The sequence below is a fragment of the Caulobacter sp. GW821-FHT12A07 genome (genome assembly GCF_058807655.1).
Map to the genome: position 1 here is coordinate 193,834 of NZ_JBXAQX010000002.1, position 24,723 is coordinate 218,556.

Annotated in this window: 24 protein-coding genes and 2 tRNA genes; 15 read left to right on the forward strand and 11 right to left on the reverse strand. The window is 69.3% G+C overall.

Annotation, left to right across the window (positions count from 1 at the left end; genetic code table 11):
* Positions 1-137 precede the first annotated feature (137 nt).
* The 7 genes from trpS to AC1RRS_RS04670 all read left to right on the forward strand — a co-directional run bounded on the left by trpS (position 138) and on the right by AC1RRS_RS04670 (position 4,796).
* The gene (gene trpS / locus AC1RRS_RS04640; RefSeq protein ID WP_110118416.1) at positions 138-1,172 is read left to right on the forward strand and encodes a tryptophan--tRNA ligase; all 1,035 of its coding nucleotides are present in this window, start codon (positions 138-140) and stop codon (positions 1,170-1,172) included.
* A gap of 73 nt (positions 1,173-1,245) precedes the next feature.
* Positions 1,246-1,827 carry a NifU family protein gene (locus AC1RRS_RS04645; protein WP_492854142.1) on the forward strand — a complete coding sequence of 194 codons (582 nt, stop codon included), beginning with the start codon at positions 1,246-1,248 and terminating at the stop codon, positions 1,825-1,827.
* Positions 1,828-1,928: 101 nt separating this feature from the next.
* Positions 1,929-2,516, forward strand: a complete 588-nt coding sequence (locus AC1RRS_RS04650) for a malonic semialdehyde reductase (protein ID WP_487291593.1) — start codon at positions 1,929-1,931, stop codon at positions 2,514-2,516.
* Between the two features lie 69 nt (positions 2,517-2,585).
* Positions 2,586-3,245 (forward strand): DUF1131 family protein, encoded by a 660-nt coding sequence (locus AC1RRS_RS04655; RefSeq protein WP_492854143.1) that lies wholly within the window; start codon positions 2,586-2,588, stop codon positions 3,243-3,245.
* A gap of 2 nt (positions 3,246-3,247) precedes the next feature.
* Positions 3,248-3,892, forward strand: a complete 645-nt coding sequence (tsaB, locus tag AC1RRS_RS04660) for a tRNA (adenosine(37)-N6)-threonylcarbamoyltransferase complex dimerization subunit type 1 TsaB (protein ID WP_492854144.1) — start codon at positions 3,248-3,250, stop codon at positions 3,890-3,892.
* The gene (locus tag AC1RRS_RS04665) at positions 3,889-4,341 is read left to right on the forward strand and encodes a GNAT family N-acetyltransferase (protein ID WP_492854145.1); all 453 of its coding nucleotides are present in this window, start codon (positions 3,889-3,891) and stop codon (positions 4,339-4,341) included. The genes tsaB and AC1RRS_RS04665 overlap by 4 nt, the downstream gene beginning before the upstream one ends.
* A 47-nt stretch (positions 4,342-4,388) precedes the next feature.
* Positions 4,389-4,796, forward strand: a complete 408-nt coding sequence (locus AC1RRS_RS04670; RefSeq protein ID WP_109101055.1) for a Fur family transcriptional regulator — start codon at positions 4,389-4,391, stop codon at positions 4,794-4,796.
* Between the two features lie 93 nt (positions 4,797-4,889).
* Here AC1RRS_RS04670 and trmB read toward each other — a convergent pair whose 3' ends face one another.
* From trmB to ppa, 9 genes are all read right to left on the reverse strand, one after another.
* On the reverse strand, positions 4,890-5,570 hold the full coding sequence (gene trmB / locus AC1RRS_RS04675) for a tRNA (guanosine(46)-N7)-methyltransferase TrmB (protein WP_492854146.1): 681 nt from the start codon (positions 5,568-5,570) through the stop codon (positions 4,890-4,892).
* A 92-nt stretch (positions 5,571-5,662) separates the two neighbouring features.
* Positions 5,663-6,886, reverse strand: coding sequence for a methionine adenosyltransferase (gene metK, locus AC1RRS_RS04680; RefSeq protein WP_492854147.1), 1,224 nt, complete (start codon positions 6,884-6,886; stop codon positions 5,663-5,665).
* Between the two features lie 125 nt (positions 6,887-7,011).
* Complete coding sequence (locus AC1RRS_RS04685; RefSeq protein WP_110118424.1) at positions 7,012-7,437, reverse strand: helix-turn-helix domain-containing protein; 426 nt, start codon at positions 7,435-7,437, stop codon at positions 7,012-7,014.
* A gap of 33 nt (positions 7,438-7,470) precedes the next feature.
* Entirely contained in the window at positions 7,471-9,072 is a 1,602-nt protein-coding gene (gene lnt / locus AC1RRS_RS04690) for an apolipoprotein N-acyltransferase (RefSeq protein ID WP_492854148.1), read from the reverse strand.
* Positions 9,069-9,974, reverse strand: a complete 906-nt coding sequence (locus AC1RRS_RS04695) for a transporter associated domain-containing protein (protein ID WP_492854149.1) — start codon at positions 9,972-9,974, stop codon at positions 9,069-9,071. Before AC1RRS_RS04695 ends, lnt begins: the two co-directional genes overlap by 4 nt.
* Before the next feature lie 12 nt (positions 9,975-9,986).
* Positions 9,987-10,463, reverse strand: coding sequence for an rRNA maturation RNase YbeY (gene ybeY / locus AC1RRS_RS04700; protein WP_492854454.1), 477 nt, complete (start codon positions 10,461-10,463; stop codon positions 9,987-9,989).
* Between the two features lie 11 nt (positions 10,464-10,474).
* Positions 10,475-11,422, reverse strand: a complete 948-nt coding sequence (locus AC1RRS_RS04705) for a PhoH family protein (protein WP_487291586.1) — start codon at positions 11,420-11,422, stop codon at positions 10,475-10,477.
* The gene (miaB, locus tag AC1RRS_RS04710; protein WP_492854150.1) at positions 11,419-12,771 is read right to left on the reverse strand and encodes a tRNA (N6-isopentenyl adenosine(37)-C2)-methylthiotransferase MiaB; all 1,353 of its coding nucleotides are present in this window, start codon (positions 12,769-12,771) and stop codon (positions 11,419-11,421) included. The genes AC1RRS_RS04705 and miaB overlap by 4 nt, the downstream gene beginning before the upstream one ends.
* A 140-nt stretch (positions 12,772-12,911) precedes the next feature.
* Positions 12,912-13,445 carry an inorganic diphosphatase gene (gene ppa, locus AC1RRS_RS04715; RefSeq protein WP_110118428.1) on the reverse strand — a complete coding sequence of 178 codons (534 nt, stop codon included), beginning with the start codon at positions 13,443-13,445 and terminating at the stop codon, positions 12,912-12,914.
* 354 nt (positions 13,446-13,799) lie between these two features.
* Here ppa and rimP point away from each other — a divergent pair, with 354 nt between their 5' ends.
* The 8 genes from rimP to AC1RRS_RS04755 all read left to right on the forward strand — a co-directional run bounded on the left by rimP (position 13,800) and on the right by AC1RRS_RS04755 (position 24,161).
* Positions 13,800-14,426: a ribosome maturation factor RimP gene (gene rimP / locus AC1RRS_RS04720; protein WP_110118429.1), complete on the forward strand. Its 627-nt coding sequence runs from the start codon at positions 13,800-13,802 to the stop codon at positions 14,424-14,426.
* A 2-nt stretch (positions 14,427-14,428) separates the two neighbouring features.
* Positions 14,429-16,132, forward strand: a complete 1,704-nt coding sequence (nusA, locus tag AC1RRS_RS04725) for a transcription termination factor NusA (protein ID WP_492854151.1) — start codon at positions 14,429-14,431, stop codon at positions 16,130-16,132.
* A gap of 63 nt (positions 16,133-16,195) precedes the next feature.
* Entirely contained in the window at positions 16,196-16,846 is a 651-nt protein-coding gene (locus AC1RRS_RS04730) for an RNA-binding protein (protein WP_492854152.1), read from the forward strand.
* A gap of 205 nt (positions 16,847-17,051) precedes the next feature.
* Positions 17,052-20,213 (forward strand): translation initiation factor IF-2, encoded by a 3,162-nt coding sequence (infB, locus tag AC1RRS_RS04735; protein WP_492854153.1) that lies wholly within the window; start codon positions 17,052-17,054, stop codon positions 20,211-20,213.
* Between the two features lie 174 nt (positions 20,214-20,387).
* Positions 20,388-21,506 carry a hypothetical protein gene (locus AC1RRS_RS04740; RefSeq protein WP_492854154.1) on the forward strand — a complete coding sequence of 373 codons (1,119 nt, stop codon included), beginning with the start codon at positions 20,388-20,390 and terminating at the stop codon, positions 21,504-21,506.
* 56 nt (positions 21,507-21,562) lie between these two features.
* Positions 21,563-22,075: a DUF2939 domain-containing protein gene (locus tag AC1RRS_RS04745; protein WP_110132646.1), complete on the forward strand. Its 513-nt coding sequence runs from the start codon at positions 21,563-21,565 to the stop codon at positions 22,073-22,075.
* The gene (locus AC1RRS_RS04750; protein ID WP_492854155.1) at positions 22,072-22,635 is read left to right on the forward strand and encodes a hypothetical protein; all 564 of its coding nucleotides are present in this window, start codon (positions 22,072-22,074) and stop codon (positions 22,633-22,635) included. Before AC1RRS_RS04745 ends, AC1RRS_RS04750 begins: the two co-directional genes overlap by 4 nt.
* A 287-nt stretch (positions 22,636-22,922) precedes the next feature.
* Positions 22,923-24,161 (forward strand): aminotransferase-like domain-containing protein, encoded by a 1,239-nt coding sequence (locus tag AC1RRS_RS04755; RefSeq protein ID WP_492854156.1) that lies wholly within the window; start codon positions 22,923-22,925, stop codon positions 24,159-24,161.
* A gap of 153 nt (positions 24,162-24,314) precedes the next feature.
* On the opposite strand, the gene AC1RRS_RS04760 is transcribed toward AC1RRS_RS04755, so the two are convergent.
* Both AC1RRS_RS04760 and AC1RRS_RS04765 read right to left on the reverse strand, forming a co-directional pair.
* Positions 24,315-24,390: transfer RNA gene (locus tag AC1RRS_RS04760), tRNA-Ala, on the reverse strand.
* Between the two features lie 183 nt (positions 24,391-24,573).
* Positions 24,574-24,649 (reverse strand) — tRNA-Ala (locus tag AC1RRS_RS04765).
* Between the last annotated feature and the right edge of the window lie 74 nt (positions 24,650-24,723).

The window sequence follows — 24,723 nt, forward strand, 5'->3', positions numbered from 1 at the left end:
CACGCATGGCTTGCATCGGTTCCAACGCGCCGCGATGGCGTGGCTTGTCCTGAACCTGATCGCCGCGTCCCCGGATGCGGCCGGCGCCTTCGCGCGCCTCGCCATATCGCCCGTTTCCGACATCCAAGGCTGAAGCCATGACCGATCAAGCTCCCGTCGCCTATACGGGTCCGTCCCGCGTGCTGTCCGGCGTCCAACCCTCGGGCGCCCTTCACCTGGGCAACTATCTCGGCGCGCTGGTGAAGTTCGCCCGCCTGCAGCACGAGATCGACACCTTCATCTTCGTCGCCGACCTGCACGCCATCACCGTCTGGCAGGAGCCCGAAGCCCTGGCCGACCAGACCCGCGAGATCGCCGCGGCCTATCTGGCCGCCGGCCTCGACCCGGCCAAGGCCACCATCTTCCCGCAGTCGGCCGTGCCAGAGCACGCCGAACTGTCCTGGATCTTCCAGTGCGTCGCGCGCCTGGGCTGGCTCGACCGCATGACCCAGTTCAAGGAGAAGAGCGGCAAGCACAAGGAGCGCTCGAGCGTGGGCCTCTACACCTATCCGGTGCTGCAGGCCGCCGACATCCTGATCTACAAGGCCACCCACGTGCCGGTCGGCGAGGACCAGAAGCAGCACCTGGAGCTGACCCGCGACATCGCCCAGAAGTTCAACCACGACTTCAAGGCCCCGGGCTTCTTCCCGCAGCCCGATCCGCTGATCCAGGGTCCGGGCGCGCGGGTCATGAGCCTGCGCGACGGCTCGGCCAAGATGAGCAAGTCCGATCCGTCGGACTACAGCCGCATCAACCTGACCGACGACGCCGACGCCATCGCCGGCAAGATCAAGAAGGCCCGCACCGACCCCGAGCCGCTTCCCGAGACCCTGGAAGAGCTGGCGACCCGCGCCGAGGCCGACAACCTGGTCGGCATCTTCGCGGCCCTGTCGGGCCGCTCGAAGGCCGAGGTGCTGGCCGACTACGCCGGCAAGGGCTTCGGCGCCTTCAAGCCGGCCCTGGCCGAACTGGCGGTCGAGAAGCTGGCTCCGGTGGGCGAGAAGATGCGCGGCCTGCTGTCCGACAAGGGCGAGCTCGACCGTATCCTGGCCGCCGGCGCCGAGAAGGCCCGCGAGGTCGCCGCCCCGACGGTGGCCGAGGTCAAGAAGCTGGTCGGCTTCTGGGGCGCCTGATCGCAGACCCTTCGGAGGGGGCGCGACGCCGCGCCCCCTTGTTCTTCACTCATTCAAGCGCCACATCTCGCCCATGTTCATCCAGACCGAAACCACGCCCAACCCCGAGGTCCTGAAGTTCCTGCCTGGCCGCGAAGTGCTGGGCCCGGATTCGCCTGGGGGCGCTCGGGAGTTCCGAACGCCGGAGGAAGGCGAGGCCTCGCCGCTGGCCGACGCCCTGTTCCGCCTGGGCGACGTGACCCGGGTGTTCTTCGGTCCGGACTTTCTGACCGTCACCAAGGGCGAGGACGCCCAGTGGCCGCACCTGAAGGCGCCGATCCTGGCGGCCATCATGGACCACTTCACCAGCGGCCGCCCGCTGCTGCTGGACCAGGTCGAGAGCGGCCACGACGACGACGGCGTCTATGACGAGGAGGCGGCTCAGATCGTCTCAGAGATCAAGGAACTGCTCGACACCCGCATCCGCCCGGCCGTGGCCCAGGACGGCGGCGACATCGTGTTCAGCAAGTTCGAGCCGGCCACGGGCGTCGTGTGGCTGCACATGCGCGGCGCCTGCTCGGGCTGCCCGTCGTCCTCGGCGACGCTGAAGTCGGGCGTCGAGAACATGCTCAAGCACTATGTGCCGGAAGTGACCCGGGTCGAGCAGACGCTCTGATTTTCGGTCCCGGCGCGCATCGCCGGCCTTGCCGTGATCCGCTGGGAACACCATACTGTAACTCTATAAGTTGCTATTATGGCTCCCTATAAGGATTGCTGATGTCCAAGCTCGACACCGCCGCCCTGGCCCAACTGTTCACCGAGGCGCGCACGCGCAACGGCTGGAAGTCCGACCCCGTGCCCGAAGCGGTGCTGCGTGAGCTGTACGACCTGGTGAAGTTCGGCCCGACCGCCGCCAACTCGACCCCGGCCCGCTTCGTCTTCGTGACCAGCCCGGAAGCCAAGGAAAAGCTGGCCGCCCTGTCGTCGGGCTCGAACGGCCCGAAGATCCGCCAGGCCCCGGTCACCGTCATCGTCGGCTACGATCTCGATTTCCCCGAAACCCTCGACAAGCTGTTCCCGCACGCGCCGGGCGCCAAGAACTGGTTCGGCGACCCCGTGGCCAAGGAATGGGGCGCGTTCCGCAACAGCTCGCTGCAGGGCGGCTATTTCATCCTCGCGGCCCGGGCGCTCGGCCTGGACGTCGGGGCGATGTCGGGCTTCGACAACGCCGGCGTCGACGCGGCCTTCTTCGAAGGCACCAACATCAAGAGCAATTTCATCGCCTCGATCGGCTACGGCACCGACGAGAACCTGTTCCCGCGCAGCCCGCGCCTCGACTTCGAGGAAGCCGCCTCGATCGTCTGACGTGCGACCCAAGGCGCGAAAATCGCACGATGGCGTGCGATTTTCGCGCTTCGGCGTTAGAACCTCGTCATGACCCTTCGTCTCGCGCTCCTCGCCGCCCCGCTGGCCCTGCTGGCCGCCTGCGGCCCCGCCGAAAAGACTCCCGCCAAATCCGCAGCGGGTCCTCAGGCCGAGCAGGAAGCGGGCAAGCCGGCCGACGGTCCCGTCGCCGTGAAGATCACCCCCTATGTCGGCGGCCCGCTGCAGGTGGGCGCCGCGGGGGTGGGACCGATCACCGCCGCCACCGCCTTCGACCAGCCGACCATCGCGGCCCTGTTCCCCAAGGCCCAGGTCAAGAGCGCCTTCATCCATGTCGGCGAGGGCCCGCCCGGGCCGATCATCGTCGTCGAGCAGGACAAGGTCCCGCTGCTGGAGATCGGCAAGGGCGCCGACGGCGGCATTTCCGAGATCCGTCTGGCGGCCGGCGACGTGCGCGGTCCCAAGGGCGAGGGCCTGCTGGCCAAGTGGGAGGCCCTGGGCTTCACCGTCGACCAGTGCCGGGCCGGCGAGGGCCGCACGGTCAATGCGGTGGTCTGCGTGCGCCCCGAGGCCCCGACCGTGTCCTACGTCTTCGGCGTGCCCGGCTGGACCAAGGGCGGCGTGCCCGACGAAAAGACCCTGAAGGCCAAGGCCCAGCTCAACGAATTCGTCTGGCGTCCGGCCGAGACCGCCCAGGTCGGGGCCGCCTGACCTTGCGCGTTCTTTCCGTCGACACCTGCCTGGCGGCCGCCTCGGTCGCCGTGATCGAGGACGGCCGCGTCCTGGCCGCCCGCACCGAACCCATGACCCGCGGCCACCAGGAGCGCATCGCGCCCCTGGCCAAGGACATCGCCGCCGAGGCCGGGATCGCCTTTTCCCAGCTCGACCGCATCGCCGTCACCGTCGGCCCGGGATCCTTCACCGGCCTGCGCGTGGGGCTGTCCTTCGCCAAGGGCCTGGCCCAGGCCCTGTCGATCCCCTGCGTGGGCGTCAACAGCCTGGAGGCCCTGGCGGCCTCGTCGGAGGCCAAGGGCTTCGTCGCCGCCGTCCTCGACGCCAAGATGGGCCAGGTCTATCTGCAGGTCTTCGACGGCGGGACGGCCCTGATGGCTCCCGACGCCCTCGACCTGGGCGCGGCCACGGCCCGCCTGGCGGAGCTCTATTCCGGCGGTCCGGCGACCCTGGTGGGTTCCGGCGCGCCCCTGCTGGAGGGCGTGCTGCCCGAGGCGACCGTCCTGACGCCCGCGTCCGCCGACCCCGTCGCCATCGCCCGCCTGGCCGCCGCCCGGCCGGCGCCGACCCATTCGCCCCGGCCGCTCTATCTGCGCGCGCCCTACGCCACGATGCCCGCCGCATGAATCTGCGCCCTGTCGGACTGGAAGCGTGCTGGGACCTGGCGGACCTGCACGAGAAGGCCTTCGACCGCCCCTGGAGCCCGACCGAGTTCGAGGCCCTGTTCAACTCGCCCGGGGTCTTCGCCGTGCTGGGCGGTTCGGGCGAGCCGGAAGCGCCGCGCGGCTTCATCCTGTGCCGGGCGATCGCCGGCGAGGCCGAGATCCTGACCATCGCCGTCGATCCGGCCGCCCGCCGGCGCGGCTGGGGCGCGGCCCTGGTCGAGATGGCGGCCGGGATCGCCACCGAGGCCAAGGCCTTCGACCTGTTCCTGGAGGTCGCGGCCGACAATCTGGCGGCGATCGGGCTCTACAAGGCGACCGGCTTTTCGCAAGTGGGTCTCAGGAAGGGCTATTATCCCCATCCTGACGGCGCCAAGGACGCCGTCGTCATGCGGCGGGCGCTTAACACTTAAGAAGCGATTGCCTATTGTGCCGCGAATCCCCCGACGGAGATTGCGCTTTGGACCGCCTCGAAAAGCTCTGCATCGAAAAAGGCATGCGCATGACCGACCAGCGTCGTGTCATCGCTCGTGTGTTGTCGTCGGCTGACGACCATCCCGACGTCGAGGAGCTGCACCGCCGCGCCCACGCCATCGACCCGCACATCTCGATCGCGACGGTCTACCGCACCGTCCGCCTGTTCGAGGAGAGCGGCATCATCGAGCGCCACGACTTCCGGGACGGCCGCTCGCGCTACGAAGAGACCCCGACCCATCACCACGACCACCTGATCGACATGAAGACCGGCAAGGTCGTCGAGTTCGTGGACGAGGAGATCGAGGCCCTGCAGCACGCGATCGCCCGAAAGCTCGGCTACAAGCTGATCGATCACCGGCTCGAACTCTACGGCGTGCCGATCGAAGAGTGATTGACCTGGATCAAGACAAAGGGCGCGGGTTCACCCCGCGCCCTTTTCTTTTGGGTCCGACCCTGGCGCCCCCGGGGTGGCTTTGGGAGCGGCTCAGGTCCGGACGAAGTCGAGGAACACCGGGGCGCAGTCGCCCAGCTTCTTTTCCTCGTAGCGGGTGGTGACGTGGTCGGCCGGGATGGCCTGGCGGTTGGAGCCCTCGTCCGCGAAGCGGAAGGAAGGGTCCGCCAGCACCCGCTCGATCGTCCACTCGGCGTAGTCGGCCCAGTCGGTGGCGAAGCGGAAGGCCGCGCCGGGCTTCAGCACCCGGGCCAGCTCGGTCACGAACTCCGGCTGGATGATCCGGCGCTTGTTGTGCCGGGCCTTGTGCCAGGGGTCGGGGAACATCACGAACAGGCGGTCGATCGAGGCGTCGGGCAGCCAGCCGACCACGTCGCGGGCGTCGCCCTCGTGGATGCGGACGTTGGAGAGGGCCTGTTCCTCGACGTGGCGGACGGCGCTGGCCACGCCGTTGACGAAGGGCTCGGCCCCGATCACCAGCACGTCCGGACGGCGGCCGGCCTGGGCGGCCATGTGCTCGCCGCCGCCGAAGCCGATCTCCAGCCAGACTTCCTTGGCGTCGGGCATCAGGTCGCGGGGCTGGAAGGCCTCGTGCGGCACGCTGATGGTCGGCAGCAGGCTGTCGAGCAGAGCCTGCTGGCGCGGCTTCACCGGCCGCGACTTCAGGCGGCCGAACGAGCGCAGCGGCCCGTGGGGCTGTTGGGGATTGGTCATGGGGCGGGTCTTTAGAGGCTTGAAGGCGAAAAGAAAACGGGCCCCGGTCTTGTGACCGAGGCCCGCTCTTCAATTCCGAAGGAGGGAAGGGCCTACGCCAGGCCCTTCAGCTCCGACACCAGGTCGGTCTTTTCCCAGGAGAAGCCGCCTTCGTTGTCCGGCGTGCGGCCGAAGTGGCCGTAGGCGGCGGTGCGGGCGTAGATCGGGCGGTTCAGCTGCAGGTGCTCGCGGATGCCGCGCGGGGTGGCGCCGCCGATCAGCTCGGGCAGCAGCTTTTCCAGCACCGCCGGATCGACCTTGCCCGTGCGGTGCAGGTCGACGTGGAACGACACCGGCCTGGCCACGCCGATGGCGTAGGCGATCTGGATCGTGCAGCGCTCGGCCAGGCCCGCGGCCACGACGTTCTTGGCCAGGTAGCGGCAGGCGTAGGCGGCCGAGCGGTCGACCTTGGTGGGATCCTTGCCCGAGAAGGCGCCGCCGCCGTGCGGGGCCGCGCCGCCGTAGGTGTCGACGATGATCTTGCGGCCGGTGATGCCGGCGTCGCCGTCCGGGCCGCCGATCTCGAAGCGGCCGGTCGGGTTGACCAGCCACTGGGTCTTCTTGGTGATCAGGCCTTCGGGGAAGACCGGCAGGATGTGCGGCTTGATCAGGTCGAGCACGCGCTTGGAGGTCGGGGCCTTGCCGTCGATCTTCTTCTTGTGCTGGTGCGACACGACGATCGAGACGACGCGCTGCGGCACGCCGTTGCCGTCGTATTCCAGGGTCACCTGGCTCTTGGCGTCGGGCTCCAGCTCAGACAGCTCGCCCGAATGGCGCAGCTCGGCCAAGCGCTTGAGGATGTTGTGGCTGTACTGCAGGGTCGCCGGCATCAGCTCCGGGGTCTCGGTGCTGGCGTAGCCGAACATGATGCCCTGGTCGCCGGCGCCTTCGTCCTTCTTGTCGGTGGCGTCCACGCCCTGGGCGATCTGGGCCGACTGGCCGTGCAGGTAGCAGGCGTACTTGGCCTTCTCCCAGTGGAAGCCCTTCTGCTCGTAGCCGATGTCCTTGATCGCCGCGCGGATCTTGGGTTCCAGGGACTTGATGATGTCCTTGGTCAGCTGCTTGTTGGCGGCCTTGTCGCCGCCCGGCTTGCCGGCGCGCACTTCGCCCGCCAGGACGATGCGGTTGGTGGTGACCAGGGTCTCGCAGGCGACGCGCGCTTCGGGGTCCACGCCCAGGAACGCGTCGACGACGGTGTCGCTGATCCGGTCGGCCACCTTGTCGGGATGGCCCTCGGAAACGCTCTCACTCGTGAAGATGTAGGACGAACGATTCAAGTGGAACGCTCCGGCTAGGACCAGCGCCCACGCGGCGACCGGCCCCGCGAGCATGCCGGGGAACATATAAAGATAAGTTTATGTCCGCAAGTCGGCCGAAGCCGACCCGCGTACGGCCTTGAAGCCTAGAGCTCTTCGTCCGCCATGGAGCGCACGAGGTCCAGCAGCCGGCGGCGAACCGGGGCCTTGGTGAGCTTGGGGAACAGGCCAGCCAGCTCCAGACCCTCGGGGGTCATCAGGAACTCGTGGACCTGCAGGTCGTTGCGGACCTCGCCGTCGCCGGGCTCGGACGGATCGGCCAGACCTTCGAAGAAGTAGGCCACGGGGGCCTGAAGGCTGCGGGCGATCTCGTAGAGCTTGCTGGCGCTGACGCGGTTGGCGCCTCGCTCGTACTTCTGCACCTGCTGGAAGGTCAGGCCCAGGCTCTCGGCGAGCTTCTCCTGGCTGACGCCCAGGATCTTGCGGCGCATGCGGATGCGGGCGCCCACGTGCAGGTCCACGGGGTTGGGCGAGCGCTCGATTTCGGTGGGGGATTCAATGGCGACGGTCATGCTTAGGCATAGACCTGAGATTGCGGTTTTAGTTCAGCCTATATCTTTCATGTCGGCAAACTTGCGGCCGCGGTTACGCGAACTTCCGATACAGATCGCCACCGACGCGAGAATGAACGCCAAAAACGGCCAATCCCCCACCTTGGGCGCGAATGTGTCGCGGCCGGTCGCGGGAAGGTTGGCGTCGATCACGCCGCGCTGGCCAAGGTCCAGGCGCTGGCCGCCGACCACCCGTCCCTGGGCGTCGATCATGGCCGAGACGCCCGTGGGCGTGGCGCGGATCATCGGCCGGCCGGCCTCGATGGCGCGGTAGCTGGCCAGGTTCAGGTGTTGCAGCGGGCCGGAGGTGACCCCGAACCAGGCGTCGTTGGAGACGTTGACCAGCGCCCGCACGCCCGGATCGGGGCGGGCCAGGCCCGGGAACAGGCTTTCGTAGCAGATCAGCGGCTGGACCTTCAGGCCGGGCGCGATCGCCAGCGGGGCGGGGCGGGGACCGATGGCGAAGCCGTCGCCCAGGTGGGCCATGCTCTTCACGCCGATCGCGGTCAGCAGGCCCTCGGCCGGCAGGTACTCGCCGAACGGCACCAGCCGGTGCTTGTCATAGATTCCGACCACCGAAAGGCCGCCCGCATCGCGGCGCAGGGCCACCAGGCTGTTGTAGTAGGTCGGATGCTCGGCCGAGCCTTCGTAGCGGTAGCCGCCGATCAGCAGCAGCTGGCCCGGTTGCAGGGCGTCGGTGATCGCCTGGCGCACCCAGGTCCCGGGGGCCAGGTAGTCGTCGACGGCGGCGGGCAGGGCGCCTTCGGGCCAGACCACCACCTCGGCCGGCTTGCCGTCGGCATAGGGCTGGGCGGTGAGCGTCACATAGTCGCGGACGATCGCCTGGAAGCTGGCGGCGTCCCACTTGGCGGCCTGCTGCACATTGGCCTGGACGATGCGCACGCGGGGGGCGACGGCGGAGGCGGTAAACTCCAGAGCGTTCAGCAGCCGCCAGGCGCCGTGGGCATAGAGGCCGACCAGGGCCGCGGCGGCCACGCCGAGCGCGATCCTGCCCGAACGTCCGGCGCGCCAGACGGCCGGGGCGGCGGCGATCGCCAGGGTGGCGAAGGTCAGGCCGTAGGCGCCGATCAGGGCCGCGGCCTGGGACGGGGCCGAGCCGGCCCGCCAGGTCTCGCCCGGCAGGTTCCAGGGAAAGCCGGTCAGCACGTGGCCGCGCACCCACTCCAGCGCCGACAGGGCGGCGGCGAAGGCCAGCACGCGCACGGCGCCGGCGGGGCGGAAGCGGCGATAGAGCAGGGCGGCCAGGCCCCAGAACAGCGCCAGGCCGGCGGCCATGGCGGCGACGGCGAAGGGGGCCATCCAGCCCTGGTTCGCCGCGTCGACCATGAAGGCCTCGCCGATCCACCAGGTGCCGAGGCCGAAATAGGCCAGGCCCGCCAGCCAGCCGCGCAGGAAGGCCGAGCGCAGCGGCCGGGGTCCGTCGATCCCGTCCAGCAGCCATAGCAGCAGGGCGTAGCCCAGCAGGCCGGGCAGGATCCCGAACGGCGGATGGGCCAGGGCCGCGGCAAGGCCGGCGACCAGCGCCAGGACGCGGTCGCGCCATGCAGAGCGGGTGGTCAGCACGGAAAGCTTCAAGTGACGTCCACCGCGTCGAGCGGGACGTCGGCTTCGGCCGTCTCTTCGGCGCGGCGCACCCGCACCCGCAGCACCCGCCGGGCGTCGGCTTCCAGCACTTCCAGGTCGAAGCCGGCCGGATGGCGCACGATCTCGCCCTGTTCGGGCACCTGGCCGGCCAGGGCGGCGACCAGGCCGCCGACGGTGTCGACCTCTTCCTCGTGCTCGGGCGGGGCCAGGGTCTCGCCGACCATCGCTTCGAGATCCTCGAGCGGCGTGCGGCCCTCGGTCTCCAGCGCGCCGTCGTCGGTGACGGTGACGCTGACGCTCGCGGCGTCGTCGTGCTCGTCGTCGATCTCGCCGACCACGGACTCGATCAGGTCTTCCATGGTGACGAGGCCGTCGACCCCGCCGAACTCGTCGATGACCATGGCCAGGTGGATGCGCTTGGTGCGCATCTTCAGCAGCAGGTCGGCGGCCCGCATCGAGGCGGGCACCAGCAGCATGTCGCGGCGCAGCTGTTCGAGGATCCGGTCCTCGGGCTCGGGCCGCAGGTCGCCGTCGGCCAGCAGCAGGAAGACGTCCTTGACGTGGACCACGCCGATCGGGGCGTCCAGGGCCTCGCGATAGATCGGCATGCGCGAATGGCCGGCCTCGACGAACTGGGCCACGACCACGGCGAAGGGGGTCTCGACCTCGACCGCCACCACATCGGGGCGGGGGGTCATGACGTCGCCCACCTTCAGCGTCTTGAAGGCCTCGGCCTGGTCGACCAGGTCGGGGGCGGGGGGCGTGTCGGGATCGATCGGTCGCGCGGGCTCGGCCGGCGCGCCGCCGCGACGCAGCTTGCGGAAGAACGCCCGCAGGCCTCGGCTAAGTCGAGCCGGGCCGGCGGGCGTGGAACTCTGGTCGTCGTCGGGCATGCCTTTAGGTGTCTACCCCTCGTCGGTCGCCGACGCATCGTCGGCGTAAGGATCGGGAACGTCCAGTCCCGCCAGGATCTCGCGTTCGAGCGCTTCCATGGCCTCGGCCTCGTCGTCGCCCTCGTGGTCGTATCCTAAAAGATGCAGCACCCCATGCGCCACAAGATGTTGCAGGTGGTGAGCCAGGGGCTTGCCCTGCTCGGCCGCCTCGCGGACGCAGACGCCGTAGGCCAGGGCGATGTCGCCGATCTGGCCTTCCGGATTGGCGGTCGGGTCCTGAGGCGCCGGGAAGGACAGCACGTTGGTGGCGTAGTCCTTCTGCCGGAAGTCGCGGTTCAGCGCCTGGACGCTGTCGTCGTCGGCCAGCAGGATGACGATGCCCTTGCCCTCGATGTCCTCGTGGGCGTCCAGCACGGCCTGGGCGGCGCGCCAGACCAGGGCCTCGGCTTCGGGCTCGGCCTTGGTCCAGGCCTCGTCTTCGATTTCGATATCAACGGTGATCATCGGGGAGTCGCCAGCAGGGCCGCGTCGGCGTCGTAGGCCTTGACGATGCGCTCCACCAGCGGGTGGCGCACGACGTCGGTCGCGGTGAAGCGGGCCACGTCCACGCCCTCGACCCCTTCCAGGATCGAGACGGCGTGGGCCAGGCCGGAGTCGCGGGGGTTCAGCAGGTCGATCTGGGTCGGGTCGCCGGTGACCACCATGCGGGCGCCTTCGCCCAGGCGGGTCAGCACCATCTTCATCTGCAGGCGCGAGCAGTTCTGCGCCTCGTCGACGATGACGAACGCATGGGCCAGCGTGCGGCCGCGCATGAAGGCGATCGGGGCGACCTCGATCTCGCCCTTGTCGCGGCGGCGGCGCAGCTGCTCGGCGCCCATGATGTCGGTCAGGGCCTCCCAGACCGGGGCCATGTAGGGGTCGACCTTCTCGTTGAGGTCGCCCGGCAGGAACCCGAGCTTCTCGCCGGCCTCGACGGCGGGGCGGGTGACGATCAGGCGGTCGACCTCGCCGCGCAGCAGCATGCCCGCGCCCTGGGCGACGGCCAGGAAGGTCTTGCCGGTGCCGGCGGGACCCAGGCCGAAGACCAGCGGATGCCGGGTCATCGACTCCATGTAGCGGGCCTGGTTCTTGGTCTTGGGCGAGACGGCGCCGCGGCGCACGGCGCGCGGCGAGGCCTGGCCGCCGGCGCTGTGGGCTTCGCCCACGGCCACGCGGATGTCGGCCTCGACCACCTCGTGGCCGGCGTCGGCGCGTTCGGCCAGGGCGATCAGGGCGCGCTTGGCCGACGAGCGGCCCTTGACGTCGCCGGTGATCTTGATCCCGCCGCCCGGGGTTTCGAGCAGGACCTTGAAGGCGTCCTCGATCAGGGCGGCGTGGCGGCCGGACGGGCCGGTGACGGCGACGACGGCGTCGTCGGAAAGCGGCAGGAACTCAGGCGTGCGGCTCACGCGGTCTCCAAAACAGATTCATTGGCGAGCACGCCGGCCAGGCTCATCTTGGCGGCGCTCTCGATACGGACGGGAACGATCGTTCCGATCAGGTGCTCCCCGCCCGAGGCGTGGACGGCTTGCAGATAGGGGCTGCGGCCGACGATCTGGCCGGGGTGGCGGCCGGCCTTCTCGAACAGCACCGGCAGGGTCTTGCCGACCTGGCTGGCGTTGAAGGCCCGCTGCTGCTCGTCGAGCAGCTGGTTCAGGCGGTCCAGGCGCTCGGACTTCACGGCCTCGTCGACCTGGCCGGGCATCGCGGAAGCCGGCGTGCCGGGGCGGCGCGAATACTTGAACGAGAAGGCGCTGGCGAAGCCGACTTCGCGGACGAGGTCGAGGGTCTTCTCGAAGTCGCCGTCGCGCTCGCCGGGGAAGCCGACGATGAAGTCGCCGCTCATGGCGATGTCGGGCCGGGCGGCGCGGATCTTCTCGATCAGCTTCACATAGCTCTCGGCCGTGTGGTCGCGGTTCATGGCCTTGAGGATCTTGTCCGATCCGGCCTGCACCGGCAGGTGCAGATAGGGCATCAGCTGCGGCAGCTCGCCGTGGGCCTCGATCAGGTCGTCGCCCATGTCGCGCGGGTGGCTGGTGGTGTAGCGGATGCGGTCCAGGCCGGGGATCTTCGCCAGGCGACGGACCAGCTTGGCCAGGGTCAGGCCGCCGCCGTCATAGGCGTTGACGTTCTGGCCAAGCAGGGTGACCTCGCGCACGCCCTGGTCGGCCAGGCGCCTGGCCTCGTCCTCGATGGCTTCCGGAGGCCGCGACCACTCGCCGCCGCGGGTGTAGGGCACCACGCAGAAGGTGCAGAACTTGTCGCAGCCTTCCTGCACGGTCAGGAACGCGGTGACGCCATCGACCTTGCGCTCGGCCGGCAGGGCGTCGAACTTCTCGTCGGCCGCGAAGTCGGCGGCGAGCCTTTCGCCCGAGGCCCGGTGGGCGCGGGCGATCAGCTCGGGCAACTGGTGATAGGCCTGCGGCCCGACCACGAGATCCACCGCTCGCTGGCGGGTCATGATCTCCTGGCCCTCGGCCTGGGCGACGCAGCCGGCCACGGCGATGGTCATCTTGCCGCCGGCCTGGGCCTTGCGGTCCTTCATCAGCTTGATCTGGCCGAGTTCCGAATAGACCTTCTCGGTGGCCTTCTCGCGGATGTGGCAGGTGTTGAGCACGACGAGATCCGCGCCCTCGGGATCATCGACCACGCCATAGCCCAGCGGACGCAGGACGTCGGTCATGCGCTCGCTGTCGTAGACGTTCATCTGACAGCCGTAGGTCTTGATATAGAGGCGCTTTTGCGGGGTCTCGCTCATCCGGCGAGGTTATGGGGTCGAGCGGCCCCGCGCGCAAGGTCGCCATGGTCACACCCAGCGCCCGAACCCGCTGGAGAAGCCCCAAAAGAAAACGGCGCCGGAGAGGTCCCCGGCGCCGTCGTTCTTCGATCCTGGAAAGATCAGTAGCTCTCGTCGTGGCGCTTGATCGCCGCGCGGATCAGTTCGGCGGTCTCGTCCGGATCGGCCCAGCCGGTGATCTTGGTCGACTTGCCCTTTTCCAGATCCTTGTAGTGCTGGAAGAAGTGGGCGATCTGCTCGGTCAGGATGGTCGGCAGGTCGCGCCAGCTGTTCACGCCCGTGTAGAACGGGTGCAGCTTGTCGACCGGCACGGCCAGGATCTTTTCGTCGCACCCGGCCTCGTCGACCATCATCAGGGCGCCGATCGGGCGGCAGCGGATGATCGCGCCGGGCACCACCGGGGTCGGGCCCACGACCATGATGTCGGCCGGATCGCCGTCGTCGGCCAGGGTGTGCGGGATGAAGCCGTAGTTGGCCGGGTAGAACATCGCCGTGTGCAGGAAGCGGTCCACCATCAGGGCGCCGCTTTCCTTGTCGATCTCGTACTTCACCGGCTCGCCGCCCTGCGGGATCTCGATGACGGCGTTCAGGTCGTAGGGCGGGTTCACGCCCACGGCGATCTTGGAGAGGTCCATAGTGACTCTTCGTTGTGGGAAGGTTCCCGCGGGGAGGCGGGCCTCAAGCGGCCGCCTGTATAGGCCACAAGTGTTGCGATGCGAAAGAGGGGGCGTGCTCGCGCCTCGACTTGGCCGCAGAAAGCATATCGGATCTACGACCGCGCCCGTTCAGTGACCGTGAGAACAGCGCGATGACGTGGTTTACGGACGGCGGGGACGGGGCGCGCCGACCGCTGTCGGGGCCCGTTCGCTAGGGGCTTCCACCCGCTCGCCTATCGCGCTATATAGCTCCTACATCGTCCGTTAGCGCTAGATGGCGCTTTCGAGCGGCGGCCCGAAAGGCTGCCGCTTTTTCTTTGGTCGCTCGCCAGCTTGGCTTTCTGGTCGGCTCGGGCGGCCCGCGAATTTGAGAAGAGAACCGTGCGCGGCAAGACGCGAGAAGACCTGGACCTGATCGAGATTCTCGATCCCGTCGCCGAGACCGTCGGCTACGAGATCGTCCGCCTGCGCCTGATGGGCGGGGCCGAGCAGCGCCGCCTGCAGATCATGGCCGAACGTCCGCTCCAGGAAGATGGAACGGGCGGCGACATGAACGTCGAGGACTGCGCCAAGCTGTCCCGCGCCATCTCCGAGGTCATGGACGCCGCCGACCCGATCGCCGGCGAATACACCCTGGAAGTCTCCAGCCCGGGCGTCGACCGCCCGCTGACCCGCCTGAAGGACTTCGAGACCTACGCCGGTCTGGAAGTGCGCATCGAGCTCGACCGCGTGGCCGAGGGCCGCAAGCGCTTCAAGGGCGAACTCGCCGGCGTCGAGGACGACCAGGTCGGCCTCAACATCGAGGGCGAGGACGACGTCACCGTCTATTTCCCGTTCGCCTGGATCGTCGACGCGAAGCTCGTTCTGACCGACGAGCTGATGAAGCGGGGCGCCGACCAGCGCGCCGCCCGCGTGGGCGCCGAGAACGACAACGATTTGTCCGAAAGTGAAGAGGACTGACCATGGCCATCGGCATCGCCGCCAACCGGCTTGAACTGCTGCAGATCGCCGACGCGGTCGCCCGCGAGAAGGGCATCGAGAAGGAAGTCGTCATCGAGGCGATCGAGGAGGCCCTGCAGAAGGCCGCTCGCGCCCGCTACGGCGCCGAGCACGACATCCGCGTCAAGATCGATCCGCGCACCGGTGAGACCACCCAGAAGCGCGTGATCGAAGTCGTCGGCGACGACCACGAGATGGAAGGCGAGATCGGCAAGGTCCAGATCTCGTCGGCCAAGCGCACCTGGCGCGACGCCGAGATCGGCAAGATCTACGAAGAATCCCTGCCGCCGTTCGAGATCGGCCGCGTGCAGACCCAGATGGCCCGCCAGGTCGTCATGCACAAGGTTCGCGAAGCCGAGCGCGAGCGCCAGTACGAAGAGTACAAGGACCGCTCGGGCGAGATCGTCAACGGCAGCGTCAAGCGCGTCGAGTACGGCAACGTCATCGTCGACCTGGGCCGCGGCGAAGGCATCATGCGCCGCGACCAGTCGATCCCGCGCGAGAACTTCAACGTCGGCGACCGCATCCGCGCCTACATCTACGACGTCCGTCGCGAGACCAAGGGCCCGCAGATCATGCTGAGCCGCGCCCACGGCGGCTTCATGGCCAAGCTGTTCGCGCAGGAAGTGCCGGAAGTCTACGACGGCGTCATCGAGATCCGCGCCGTGGCCCGCGACCCGGGTTCGCGCGCCAAGATGGCCGTCATCTCGAACGACAGCTCGATCGACCCCGTCGGCGCCTGCGTCGGCATGCGCGGTTCGCGCGTGCAGGCGGTGGTCGCCGAGCTGCAGGGCGAGAAGATCGACATCATCCAGTGGTCGGAAGATGAAGCCACCTTCATCGTCAACGCCCTGGCCCCGGCCGAAGTCTCCAAGGTCGTCATGGACGAGGAAGACGAGCGCGTCGAAGTCGTGGTGCCGGACGAGCAGCTGTCGCTGGCCATCGGCCGCCGCGGCCAGAACGTCCGCCTGGCCTCGCAGCTGACTGGCTGGCAGATCGACATCATGACGGAAAGCCAGGAGAGCGAGCGCCGTCAGAAGCAGTTCGCCGAGGCCACCGCCCTGTTCCAGGAAGCCCTGGACGTCGACGAGGTCATCGCCCAGCTGCTGGTCACCGAAGGCTTCACCGCCGTGGAAGACGTGGCCTATGTCGAGTCGCATGAAGTCGCCTCGATCGAGGGCTTCGACGAAGAGACGGCCGAAGAACTGCAGGCCCGCGCCCGCGAGTTCCTCGAGAAGGAAGCCGCCGCCCTCGACGCCAAGCGCGTCGAACTGGGCGTCGAGGACGACCTGCTGGCCATCGAGGGCGTGACCCTCGCCATGGCCGTGGCCCTGGGCGAAGGCGACGTGAAGTCGGTGGAAGACCTGGCCGGCCTGGTGCCCGACGACATGCGCGGCTGGTTCGAGAGCAAGAACGGCGAGCGCGTGCGCGAGCCGGGCATCCTCGAAAGCTTCAACCTGTCGCCCGACGACGCCGAAGCGCTGATCATGCGCGCCCGCATCGTCATGGGCTGGGTCGAGGCTCCGCCGGAGCCGGAATACGAAGAAGAAGAGGCTCTCGAGGGCGAGGCTGACGCCGAAGCCGAGCTCGAAGGCGAGATCGAGGCGGAAGGCGAAGAAGCCCCCGCCGAAGAGGCCGCCTCCGAAGAAGCCGCCGAAGAGCAGTAAGAAACCCCGGCCCCTCCGGCCTTCGGAGGGGCCGCTTCCTTTCAGGACCCCGTCACGGACTTCATGATCGACCAGGCCGCCCCCAAGACGCACGCCGAAGCCAACCGCCAGCGCAAGGACGTCGTCCTGGGCGAAGCGGTCGACGAGGCGCGCCTGGTGCGGTTCGTGGCCGGTCCCGACGGCGTGGTGGTGCCCGACGTGGCCCGCAAGTTGCCGGGTCGGGGCATGTGGGTCGCGTCCGATCGCGAGTCCATCGCCGCGGCCGTCAAGAAGAACGCCTTCTCGCGTTCGGCCAAGACCAAGCTGGCCGCGCCCGCCGACCTGCCCGACCAGGTGGAACGGCTGCTGGCCAAGCGGGTTCTGGACGGGCTGGGCCTTGCACGACGCTCCGGCGGCATTATCTCCGGGTACGAAAAGGTTCTGGCGGCCCTCGCCTCGGGCAAGACCGCCTGGCTGATCGAAGCCGCCAATGGCGCCGAAGACGGCCGCCGCAAGGTGTTTTCAGCCGCCCGCAAAGCGCCTAACACGCCCAGAATCCTCGGGATGTTCACATCCGACGAATTGGGTTTGGCCTTGGGCGGGGAGAATGTGATACACACGGCGCTCCTCACGGGGCGAGGCACGGATCGCTGGACTTTGGATGTCGAGCGGTTATCAGGCTTCCGTCCTCTCATGCCGCCGGACTGGGTGGTGCGTCAGAACGAGGAGCCCTAGGCTTCGATGCGTCCTCGGATGACTTCATCCGGCGGTGCGAAAGGTCTAGAACCTGAATGTTGGAGCAAGCCGCCTAAGGCGTCGCGCTCTTGAGCGAAGGGCCGGGAAACGCGCTTCCTATTGGAGGTACGTCCAGGCCCCTTTCTCGTATGGATTGATCGGTTTTTGGGCCGGGAACCCGCCCGGCGGAAGTACAAGCGAGCGCATGAGCGACGAGAACGATAACGGTCGGCCTGGTTCCAACCCCGGTGGGCGAGCCCCCATCACCCTGAAGCCCCGCCAGGGCTCGGTGAGCGCGGGCGTTGTGAAGCAGAGCTTCAGCCACGGCCGGACGAAGACGGTGGTCGTCGAGACCAAGCGCACGCGTCCGCATGCGCCCGCCGCCGGCAACCTCGCCGCGCCGTCGCAGGCCGAGCGTCGCTACGACGCTCCGCGTCCGCAAGGGCAGGGCGGTGGCGGCGGTTCGTCGGCCGGCGGTCTGTCGCAGGACGAGATGCGCGCGCGTCAGCGCGCCATCGAAGCCGCTCGCGAAAACCAGGAGCGTCAGGCTTCCGAACGCCGCGCCGCCGAGGCCCGCGCCGCCGCCGAGGCGAACGCGGCTCGGGAAGCCGCGGCCAAGGCCGCCGCCGCGAAGGCCGCGGCCGAAGCCGCTGCTGCGAAGCCGGTCGCTCCCGCGGCCGCTGCTCCGGCGGCCCAGGCCCCTGTGGCTCAGGCTCCCGTGGCCCAGGCCCCGGTGGCTCAGGCCCCGACGCCCGCGCCGACCCCGGCTCCCGCCGCTCCGGTCGCCCCGCGCGCCGAAGCGCCGCGCAGCGAGGGCCCTCGCCCCGCCGCCGCGTCGCCCGGCCAGACCCGCACCTACGAACCCAGCCGTGAGCGCCGCGACGATCGTCCGACGACCACGACCTATCGCCCGACCCCGGGCGGCGATCGTCCGCACGGCGACCGTCCTCAAGGGGATCGCCCGCAAGGCGATCGTCCGCAGGGCGACCGCGCGTTCAACCAGCGCGCGCCGCGTCAGGACGGTCCCTACAATCAACGCGCCCCCCGTCAGGACGGCCCGTACAACCAGCGCGCTCCGCGTCCGGACGGCGACCGTCCGCGTGGTCCGCGTCCGGAAGGCGGCGCTGGCGGCGGCGGTGGTTACCGTTCGGGCGGCGACCGCCCGCAGGGTGATCGTCCGCAAGGCGACCGTCCGCAGCAGACCGTCCGCTATTCGGCCCTGGCCCCGCGCCCGGCGCCCGGCGGTCCCCGTGGCCCTGGCGGCCCCGGTGGTCCGCGCGGTCCGCGTCCCGGCGTTCCCGCCTCGGCTCCGGCGACCCCGGAAATCCAGCGCGCCACCCGCTCGGCCCCGCGGCCCGGCGGCGGCCTGACCGATCGCCGTCCGGACGAGGACGACGATCGCCGCAAGGCCAACAACGCGCCGAACAAGGCCGTTTCGCGCGCCAAGGGCGCTCCGCAGCGCCGTGAAGGCCGCCTCACCATCCAGGCCGTGGCCGGTGATGGGGAGTCCGCCGACCGCATGCGCTCGCTGGCCTCGGTTCGCCGGGCCCGTGAACGCGAAAAGGAAAAGCGCCGTGGCGGCGCGGTCGAGCAGGCCCGCGTGGCCCGCGAGGTCGTGATCCCCGACGTCATCACCGTGCAGGAGCTGTCCAACCGGATGGCCGTGCGCGGCGTTGAGATCATCAAGTTCCTGATGCGTCAGGGCGTGATGCTGAAGATCAACGACGTCATCGACAACGACACCGCCGAGCTGGTGGCGACCGAGTTCGGTCACACCGTGCGCCGCGTGTCGGAAGCCGACGTCGAAGAAGGCTTCATCGGCGCCGAGGACCACGACGATCACCTGGAGGCCCGTCCTCCGGTCGTGACCATCATGGGCCACGTCGACCACGGCAAGACCAGCCTGCTCGACGCCCTGCGCGCCACCGACGTGGCGGCCGGCGAGCACGGCGGCATCACCCAGCACATCGGCGCCTATCAGGTTCGCCTGAAGGACGGCCAGCGCGTGACGTTCCTCGACACGCCCGGTCACGCCGCCTTCTCGGCCATGCGCGCTCGCGGCGCCAACATCACCGACATCGTCGTGCTGGTGGTGGCCGGCGACGACGGCGTGATGCCGCAGACGATCGAGGCCATCAAGCACGCCAAGGCGGCCGAAGTGCCGATCATCGTGGCCGTGAACAAGATGGACAAGCCGGGCTCGGATCCGACCCGCGTGGTCAACGAGCTGCTGCAGCACGAGATCGTCGTCGAAAGCCTGGGTGGCGACACCCAGATCATCGAAGTCTCGGCCAAGGCCCGCACCGGCCTGGACGACCTGCTCGACGCCATCCTGCTGCAGGCCGAGGTTCTCGACCTGAAGGCCAACCCCGACCGCACCGCCGACGGCGTTGTGATCGAGGCCAAGCTGGACAAGGGTCGCGGCGCGGTCTCCACCGTGCTGGTCAACCGCGGTACGCTGAAGCGCGGCGACATCGTCGTCGCCGGCAGCCAGTTCGGCCGGGTTCGCGCCCTGCTGAACGAGCGCAACGAGCAGCTGACCGAAGCTGGTCCGGCCACGCCGGTCGAGATCCTGGGTCTGGACGGCGTTCCCTCGCCCGGCGAAGCCTTCGCCGTGGTCGAGAACGAAGCCCGCGCCCGTGAGCTGACCGAGTACCGCATCCGCCAGAAGCGCGAGAAGACGATGGCCCCGGTGGGCGCCGGCGCTTCGATGGCCGACATGATGGCCAAGCTGCAGGACAAGAAGCTGAAAGAACTGCCGCTGGTCATCAAGGCCGACGTGCAGGGTTCGGCCGAAGCGATCATCGGCTCGCTGGACAAGATGTCGACCGACGAGGTCCGCGCGCGGATCATCCTGTCGGGCGCCGGCGCGATCAGCGAAAGCGACGTCATGCTGGCCAAGGGCGCCGGCGCGCCGGTCATCGGCTTCAACGTCCGGGCCTCGGCCCAGGCGCGAGCCCTGGCCGAACGCGAAGGTGTCGAGATCCGCTACTACGCGATCATCTACGACCTGCTGGACGACATCAAAGGCGTGCTCTCGGGCATGCTGGCCCCGATCCAGCGCGAAACCTTCCTCGGCAACGCCGAGGTCCTGCAGGCCTTCGACATCTCGAAGATCGGCAAGGTCGCCGGCTGTAAGGTCACCGAAGGCGTGGTCCGCAAGGGCGCCAAGGTCCGGATCATCCGCAACGACATCGTCGTGCTCGAACTCGGCACCCTGCAGACGCTCAAGCGCTTCAAGGACGAGGTCAACGAGGTGCCGGTCGGTCAGGAATGCGGCATGATGTTCGCCGGCTTCCAGGACATCAAGGTCGGCGACACCATCGAGTGCTTCACCGTCGAGGAGATCAAGCGCCAGCTCGACTAAGAGCCCGGCGACCTGGGTCACCGAAAATGAGAAGGGCGCGGGTCTTCGGATTCGCGCCCTTTTTCTTTGCCTCGCCCAAAATGAGCCTCGGGCGGGTGGACGCGGGCGGCGCAACCCCTAAGGGTGACGCCCGCGGCGCGGGGGCGCGCCAGGGCGCATCACCTGGGGGCATCAATGGCGTCGGACCTTTTCATCATCCTGTCTGAAGTCAGCCGCGACTGGTCGCGCTCCTGGGCGCTGACGGCCGCCGGATCGGACGGCGCCGGTCCCGGCGGCGACTGGGGCGGGCTGGACTGCCGCGTGGGCATCGCCCCGGCCCGTTACGGCGACAACCAGCTGTGGCGGCGTCACGGCACGGACGGCAAGTACTGGTTCGAGGCGGTCGCCCTGCGGCATCCGGAGGCGGGGGGCGTCGGCGGCGCCCTGCACTTCAGCGGCGTCCAGGGCCAGGGGCCCATCCGCGTCGTCCCGTTCGAACAGAACGCCCAGGGCTTCTACTGGGATGTCGACGTCGCGCTGGCGTCCACGCCCATACTGGCCAAGCCCTGGGGCGATCAGCTGCTGGAGGTGGCCGGCAACGGTCCCTATGACGAGCGCAGCCGTGTCTGCGTCTACGAGTACGACCGGCATCACCGCGATCACCAGACCTGGCGCTTCCGGCCCTACCGGCCAAGCTTCAGCGCGCCCCGGATCGCCTATCGGACCAGGAGCCTGGCGCCGAACGACAGCAAGCGCGTGGCGGTCGAGACCTTCGACAACCGGGGCGGCAAGGCGCCGCGCCTGTTCAGCGCCACTTTGACAGGGTCGGGCGCCGCGCAGCACCGCTGGCGGACCGAGGTGGGGTCCGAACAGGCCCTGGCCTGTCTGACGGCCCTGGGCGGCCGGATCGAGCTCGACGAGGTCGCCAGCTTCCGCCGCGAACGCCTGCAACTGTCCTGCGGGCTGGAACCCCGGTTCGTGGGCGCGCCGGCCGGGCTGGTGCTCGGCGCCGACGTCAGCGCCGCCGTGGGCGTCCGCGGCCAGATCACCGTCGAGATCGAGGTGCCGGCCGAAACGCGCTACGAGGTCTCGCTCGACGCCCTGCAGGCGACCTTCAAGGCCGACTGGCGCGCCGCGATCGATCGCCTGGCCCCCGATCGCGCCACGGCGGCGACCTACGACCTGGCGGGAAGCTACGAGGTCTCCGGGGTCTTCGATTTCGCCCTGCGGGTCGAGGAGCCGCTGGTCGGCGGCAAGACCCGCCGGCTGTGGCGCGCGGCCGACCACGATGTGGTCTCGCTGAGCCGCGGCTGACCGACCGATACACGCCGGACTGGAATTCGCCGGAATTGAGCGCTAGCCCTTCGTCCATGCGTATTCGAGCCCTCATCGCCCTGAGCGCGGCCGCCGCTTCGCTGGCGGCCTGCGCCACCGCCGACCGCTACGACGCGGCCGGCGACGTGCACGCCCTGCTGACGTCGATCCGCAACAACGACCGGGCGACGTTCGACAGCCTGGTCGACCACCAGGCCCTGAAGGGCGCGATCGAGACACGCCTGGTGCAGGAGGCGCGCGGTTCGGGCCTGAAGGGCGGCTGGCAGGCCGCCGCCATCGCCCTGGCCGGCCCTGCCGCCGACGTCGCCGGCGAGGCCCTGATCCGCCCCGAAGTGTTCCGCGCCGCCGCCAACTACTACGGCTACACGCCCGACCGGCCGATCCCGGGTCGGATCGCCATCGCCTCGGCCCTGCGGCCGGCCGGCGACGGCCGGGTCTGCGCCGCCAAGAAGGACGGGCCGTGCCTGCTGACCTTCACCCGCGAAGGCGGCGCCTGGCGGCTGTCCGGATTCGACGCCCAGGCCGTCGACCTGCGGGCCAAGCGATGAGGCTTGGGTTTGCGCTGCTTCTGGCCTCCACGGCGCTCCTGAGCGCCCTGGCGGGGCCCTCGGCGGCCGCCGAGCGGCGGATGTTCTCCTACGATCCGATCTCGGCCGACGCCAAGCGGCTGACCGGGGCGGGCCTGACCGTGCTGTTCGACCAGAGCCTGCTGGGCGCCAAGCCGGTCAAGGTGCTGGCCACCGGCGTGCCGGCTCAGGCCCTGCTACGCAAGGGCGGCGAAAAGGACCTCGGCAAGGGCGGGCTGGCGGCCATGAGCGGCGTCGACGCCAACGCCGCCCTCTACGAGGTCGACGGCAAGGCCGAGCAGGGCAAGGTCTATGTCCGCGCCTTCTGCCCGGGCTCCAAGCGCCTGTGGCTGAGCTTCAGCCGCATCGCCGTGCGCCAGGACCTGCGCATCCAGGCCTTCGGCGACGATCCCACCGCGCCGGGCCAGGCGCGGCTGTGCGGCACGCTGGACTTCTCCTACCGCGGCGAATGGCGCCTGCCGAGCGGCGGCCCGCCGGACCCCACCGAGGACTGGACCGACAGCCTGACCGGCGTGCGCTGAGGCCGGTTGCGACCATCGAGCGTCCGGGGCGGGTTTTCATCCGCGTCCGGTTTGGTTAGGGTCGCGGCCATGATCGAGATCGAACGCGGACCGGGACGCTTCCAGCGCCGCCGCTCCCTTGGACCGACCGGACTCGTACGCAGCGCCTGACCGCTAGGGATCAGGCGGGGCGCCTCCGTGCGCCCGACGGGCGGCCTCAGCCGCCGCGCTCAAAAAGACAGGCGGCCCTTTCAAGACAGCGACCAGGGCCGCCGCACAGATCAGTCTCGACGAAGAACACGACCTCCATGACCATCGACACCCAAGACGCGGCCATCCAGGATTGGGCCGGACGCTTTTCCGCGCGCATGGCCGGCATCCGCGCGAGCGAGATCCGCGAACTGCTGAAGCTGCTGGAGCAGCCCGACATCCTGTCGTTCGCCGGCGGTATTCCCGACCCGGCCCTGTTTCCCGCCGAAACCATCCGGGCGGCCTATGGCGACATCCTCGCCGACGGCGCCCAGGCCGCCCAGGCGCTGCAATACACGGTCAGCGAGGGCCACGGCCCGCTGCGCCGCTGGATCGCTGAGCGGATGACCCGCGACGGCATGCCGTGCGAGCCCGAGAACGTGCTGCTGACCGCCGGCTCGCAGCAGGCGCTCGACCTGCTGGGCAAGCTGTTCCTCGACCCCGGCGCGACCGTGATGGTGGCCCGGCCGACCTATCTGGGCGCGCTGCAGGCCTTCAACGCCTACCAGCCGGCCTATCTCGACCTGCCCGAGGGCGCGCTGGCCGGCGACGCGGCGGCGCAAGGCGCCGTGGCGGCCCGCGAACCGCGCCTGGGCTACTTCGTGCCCGACTTCGCCAATCCGACCGGCGTCAGCCTGACCCTGGCCGAGCGCGAGGCCCTGCTGGACCTCGCCGACGCTCAGGACTTCCCGCTGATCGAGGACGCGGCCTATCGCGAGCTGCGGTTCGGCGGCGAGGCCATCCCCTCGCTGCTGGCGCTGGACATCGCCCGCAAGGGCTCGATCGAGGCCGCGCGCACCCTGTTCTGCGGCACCCTGTCCAAAACCCTGTCGCCGGCCCTGCGCATCGGCTGGATCTGCGGTCCCAAGGCGGCGATCGAGAAGCTCGTCCTGCTCAAGCAGGGCGGCGACCTGCACGTCTCGACCATCAACCAGATGGTCGCCCACCGCGTGGTGTCGGAAGGCTACGACCAGCACCTGCACCGCCTGCGCGGGGCCTATGGCGGCCAGGCGCGGGCCATGCTGGCGGCGCTCGAGCGCCACATGCCCAAGGACGTCTCCTGGATCTCGCCGGAAGGCGGCATGTTCGTCTGGCTGACCCTGCCCGAGAGGCTGGACGGCAAGACCCTGCTGGAGCGCGCCCTGGTCGAGGCCCGCGTGGCCTTCGTGCCCGGCGCCCCGTTCTTCGCCGAAGCTCCGGCGCAGAACACCCTGCGTCTCAGCTATTCGCTGCTGCCGCCGGAGCAGATGGAGGAGGGCGTGCGGCGTCTGGCGGGGCTGATCGCGACGCCGCGCTGACCCCCTCCGGCCCTCCGGGCCACCTCCCCCAGAGGGGGAGGATCTGGGCGGCGAAGATGCTCCCCCTCTGGGGGAGCTGTCGCGGAGCGACTGAGGGGGTTTTGCGGAGCCCAGACATGGAAACGGCCGCTCCCTTTAGGGAAGCGGCCGTTTTGGTGGAGCTAAGCGGAGTCGAACCGCTGACCTCTTGAATGCCATTCAAGCGCTCTACCAGCTGAGCTATAGCCCCGAGGCCCCCTCGAAAAAACGAAAGCCTTGGTCTCCCGGATGGTCGCCCGGGAAGGCGCGGAACCTATGTCGAGGCCTTTCCGGGATCAAGCCCCCTCCGCAAGGCGAGGCTCAAGTTTTCCGGCAAGTCTTCGGACGGCTCCGAAAATGGAAACGGCCGCTCCCTTTAGGGAAGCGGCCGTCTTGGTGGAGCTAAGCGGAGTCGAACCGCTGACCTCTTGAATGCCATTCAAGCGCTCTACCAGCTGAGCTATAGCCCCAAGGCTCTTCCGAAAATCCGAAGACTTCCGTCTGAATTCCTTAGTCTCTTCGACGGTTCCGAGTGGCTGCCCCC